The following is a 1,193-nucleotide window of genomic DNA, read 5'->3' as shown; positions in this document are numbered from 1 at the left end:
CGAACCTTCAGGGCGACGGAAATCGCGCTATATCATGCACTTGGCAATCTTCCTGAGCCTTCGTCAACCCACACTTTTTCCTGACGAACCTAAAATCTTGATGAGGTCACCGCGACGCCCACGAAACAGAAAGATGTGGCCCGAGAAGGAATCACGTCCGAGTGTCGACTGCACCAGTGCGGCAAGTCCATACATGCCACGGCGCATATCGGTACCGCCCGCTGCCAGCCATACACGGGTACCGCTGGGTGGAGCAATCATGCCGGCATCAGGCAGCGCAGCACGAGGCGCAACTGAACTGGATCGACCATACCCGTGACACGCACACGGGCACCGTTCAGTTCAATCTCGATGCCCGACGCTGCCAGTACGCTCTCGCGATGTGGCTCGACCGGCTGTAGTGCCAGCGACGCCGGTACAGTCTTCTCGCCTGTCGGTGCATCAGGCAGCGCAACGGGCGGCAACACCGCCGTGCCGTGCGGCACCCCGTCAAACAGGCCCGCCCGCAGTTGCCGGCGCCACTTGAACACCATATTAGGATTCAGTCCGTGGGCCTGCGCGAGCTTGGCCACCGAAATACCCGGCTCGCTCGCCACTACTGCAACTTGCCGTCGGTACTCCGGTGCGCAATTCGGTCGGCCCTTGCGGTTCGATGGTCTCGCATTCCGTGTGTCCAAAGTAGTCCCCACCACTTGAAGTAACGGGCATCACTTTGGACACCGGGACCAGCTCTGTCCATGCGGTCTTCAAATGACGCTTACGCAACCAGATCAAATCTGTGAAAGAAGATCCAAGAGGACCGGGTCGGCAAGGTAAGTTGCCTGGTAGAACCCGTCCTTGAAGGCAAGTAAAGAGAGCAAGCAGCATCGTGCCCTCAAAATTCTTTGTGGACACGTGAACACGTTACAGGCACGGTGTCGACGCAGGCAAGCATTGACTGCAGGTTCGAGGGCGGGCCTCGTCAGTCCAGCCGTAGCGCTGTGACCTGGTGTCCGGGTCATTGGCCGCTTGCCCAACCGCAAGCGCATCACCGACAAGGCATGCGTGAACGCAGATCACCGATGCGTTATCGACGTTGCCAAACAGAAGCACACCAATGGGCGTTGTTGCATAAATCGAGATTGAAAACAGGGGCTCCTCGGTGACGCTGAACTCAGGCTATACGGACGGATTGCGGGCGAGCGAGCGCGACC

Annotated in this window: 2 protein-coding genes; both read right to left on the bottom strand. The window is 58.9% G+C overall.

All coding sequences use genetic code 11. The annotated features are described in order from the left end of the window. Nucleotides 1–63: 63 nt before the first annotated feature. Entirely contained in the window at nucleotides 64–261 is a 198-nt protein-coding gene (tnpB, locus tag A3A5_RS42070; protein ID WP_081623971.1) for an IS66 family insertion sequence element accessory protein TnpB, read from the bottom strand. After that, nucleotides 258–689: a transposase gene (locus A3A5_RS40380; protein ID WP_369797810.1), complete on the bottom strand. Its 432-nt coding sequence runs from the start codon at nucleotides 687–689 to the stop codon at nucleotides 258–260. The genes tnpB and A3A5_RS40380 overlap by 4 nt, the downstream gene beginning before the upstream one ends. Between the last annotated feature and the right edge of the window lie 504 nt (nucleotides 690–1,193).

The organism is Cupriavidus sp. UYPR2.512 (assembly GCF_000379565.1).
Lineage (GTDB): Bacteria > Pseudomonadota > Gammaproteobacteria > Burkholderiales > Burkholderiaceae > Cupriavidus.
Note: the sequence above shows the minus strand (reverse complement) of the source record. Positions and strands in the feature narration are given on the sequence as shown.